Annotated in this window: 3 protein-coding genes; all 3 read left to right on the top strand. The window is 72.4% G+C overall.

Features of this window, described 5'->3' with window-relative positions; translation table 11 throughout:
* Positions 1 to 200: 200 nt before the first annotated feature.
* Complete coding sequence (locus CM1CMNOD_RS07755; protein ID WP_013873117.1) at positions 201 to 1,142, top strand: ABC transporter ATP-binding protein; 942 nt, start codon at positions 201 to 203, stop codon at positions 1,140 to 1,142.
* On the top strand, positions 1,139 to 1,987 hold the full coding sequence (locus CM1CMNOD_RS07750) for an ABC transporter permease (RefSeq protein WP_013873116.1): 849 nt from the start codon (positions 1,139 to 1,141) through the stop codon (positions 1,985 to 1,987). The genes CM1CMNOD_RS07755 and CM1CMNOD_RS07750 overlap by 4 nt, the downstream gene beginning before the upstream one ends.
* Positions 1,988 to 2,054: 67 nt before the next feature.
* Positions 2,055 to 2,961 (top strand): COX15/CtaA family protein (locus tag CM1CMNOD_RS07745; RefSeq protein ID WP_131773923.1); only part of this gene is annotated, 907 nt, incomplete at its 3' end.

Below are 2,961 nucleotides of genomic sequence, written 5' to 3'. Positions count from 1 at the left end.
CCCCAGCCCCGTTCCCGACACCGTCCCCCAGCGCCGGTCCCGACGCTGTTTCCCGCACTCCCCCACGCCCCTTGGCCTCGTTCCCGGCCGTCGCCGGTGGCCGCCCGACGAACGCCGCGGGCGGGTCGCTGAGGGGTTCTGACCGCATCCGGGTGGTTCCGGTCGCACCTACGGCGGCAAAGGTCCGTAGGATCGCGTGTGTGGCGGACGACCTGGCAGTCGAGGTTTCCAGCCTGGTCAAGACCTACTGGCCACGCTCGAACCGGGCCATACATGCTGTCAACGACCTGTCGCTGACCGTTGTGGCGGGTTCGGTCACGGCGCTGCTCGGCCCGAACGGTGCCGGCAAGACGACCACGATCGAGATCTGCGAGGGGTTCCGACGCCCGGACGCCGGCCACGTGCGGGTACTCGGGCTCGACCCCGCCCGCGACGGACCCGCTCTGCGCCCACGGGTGGGAGTCATGCTCCAGTCCGGCGGGGTGTACCCGGGCGCCCGCGCCGGTGAGATGCTCGCCCTGATCGCCGCGCACCACCGCGACCCGCTGGACGTCACCGCCCTGCTCGAGCGTGTCGGCATCACCGAAGTGGCCGGGATGCCCTACCGCCGTCTCTCCGGCGGCCAGCAGCAGCGCCTGTCTCTGGCGATGGCCCTCGTCGGCCGTCCGGAGTTGGTCTTCCTCGACGAGCCCACCGCCGGCATGGACGTGCAGGCCCGCCGCGCCACCTGGGAGCTGATCGAACAGCTGCGGATAGCCGGGGTCACGGTGGTGCTGACCACCCACGCCATGGACGAGGCGGAGCGGCTCGCCGACCACGTCGTCATCGTCGACCACGGCAAGGTCCTCGCGGCGGGCTCCCCGGCCGAGCTGACCAGCGGCGGCGCCAAGGGGGAACTGCGGTTCCGGGCGCTGGCCGGCCTCGACATCGACCGGCTGGAGCTGGCCCTGCCCAGCGGCACCGTCGCCAGGGAGGGACCGCCCGGGCGCTATGTCATACAGGGGAAGGTCGACCCGCAGATGCTCGCCGCGGTGACCGCCTGGTGCGCGGGCAATGGCGTGATGGCCGAGGACCTCCAGGTCGAACAGCGCAGTCTTGAGGACGTGTTCGTGGAACTCACCGGTTCGGCGTTGCGGCCATGACCGACACGGAGGTACCGATCGGCGGCCGGAGCGGGAAACCGGCCAGGCCGGTCGGCTCCGGCTCCGCCGCGGGCGTGCGACAGCCGCTGGACCTGCGTCCCGCGCCGGGGGCGGCGCGCCGGTGGAACATGCTGCGCGCGCAGACGACGATCGAGCTGAAGCTGACGCTACGGCGCGGGGAGTCGCTGCTGCTCACCCTGGTCATCCCGGTCGGCCTGCTGCTGTTCTTCACCGCCGTGGACGTGCTTCCCACCGACGGCGCCCGCTCGGTGGACTTCCTCGTCCCAGGCATCCTGGCGCTCGCGGTCATGTCGACGGCGTTCACCGGGCAGGCGATCGCGACCGGTTTCGAGCGTTCCTACGGCGTGCTGCGACGGTTCGGCGCCAGCCCGTTGCCCCGCTCGCTCCTGCTGGCAGGCAAGACGCTGGCCGTGGTCGCCGTGGAGCTCATCCAGGTCGCGGTGCTGGTCGCGGTCGGCTTCGCCCTCGGCTGGCACCCGCACGGCCGGCCGTGGTGGGTGGCGCTGCTCCTGCTGGTGGCCACCGTCGCGTTCTGCGGCCTGGGGCTGCTGATGGCGGGCACCCTGCGGGCGGAGGCGACGCTGGCCGCCGCCAACGGCGTCTACCTGCTGCTGCTGCTCGTCGGCGGGGTGATCGTCCCGCTGTCCCGGCTGCCGGGCTGGCTGGAGGCGGTGGGCCAGGCGCTGCCCACCGCGGCCGCCTCCGACGGCCTGCGGGCCGTCCTGCAGGACGGCGCCGGCCTGCCCGTCGGCGATCTGCTCGTGCTGTGTGCCTGGGCGGTCGGCTCCCTGGCGCTGGCGGCCCGGACCTTCAGATGGGAGTAGGGGCACCGGTCGGAGCAGGAACGCCGGACCCGGACTTCTACAGACGGTAGTATCCACGGGAATGAACATGCGGCAGCCACTACGACTACCCACGGTGAGTCCGGTGGTCTTCCAGCGGCTCACCCGCGTCAGCGTTGTCCTGCTCGCGCTAATCGTGGTCACCGGCGGCGCGGTCCGGCTCACCGGCTCCGGGCTCGGCTGCCCCACCTGGCCCAGATGCGGCGAGGACTCGTTCGTCACGCAGTCGGAGTACTCCGTGCACGGCTGGATCGAGTTCGGCAACCGGCTGCTGACCACCGTCGTCGGGGCGGTGATGCTCCTGCTGCCGCTGGTGTCGTTACGGCTGCGCGAGCGCCGCCGTGACCTCGTCCTGCTCGCGTTCGGACTGTGGCTGGGCTTCCTCGGCCAGGTGGTGCTCGGTGGCCTGACCGTTCTGTTCAAGCTGCATCCCGCGCTGGTGGCGGGGCATTTCCTGCTGTCCATGCTGCTGCTGCTCGACGTCGTGGCGCTCGACCGCCGGGCCCGCGCCGGCCCGGGCCCGGCCCGGCCGGCGGGCGGGCGCGAGCTGCGCTGGCTGTCCCGGCTGCTGGTGGGCGTCGCCGGGGCGGTGCTCGTCCTCGGCACGGTGGTCACCGGAACCGGGCCGCACAGCGGGGACTCCGCCGAGGCGAAACGGTTCGGGTTCGACATCACCAACGTCGCGCAGCTACACGCCGACGCCGCGATGCTCCTGGTCGGGCTGGTCATCGCGACGGTCCTTACGGTGCGTGTCGGTGGCGCGTCATGGGAGGCGGTTCGCGCGAGCAACGCGCTCGCCGTCATCACGGTCGCCCAGGCCGGCGTCGGGTTCGTCCAGTACTTCACCGGGGTCCCGGTCGCGCTGGTGGAACTGCACATAGCCGGGGCCACCGCGCTGTGGATCGCCGCCCTGCACGTCTGGCTGGCCATGGTCAACCGACCGGCGCCGGTCGACC

The sequence above is a fragment of the Protofrankia symbiont of Coriaria myrtifolia genome (genome assembly GCF_900634755.1).
GTDB classification, from domain to species: domain Bacteria; phylum Actinomycetota; class Actinomycetes; order Frankiales; family Frankiaceae; genus Protofrankia; species Protofrankia coriariae.
Note: the sequence above shows the minus strand (reverse complement) of the source record. Positions and strands in the feature narration are given on the sequence as shown.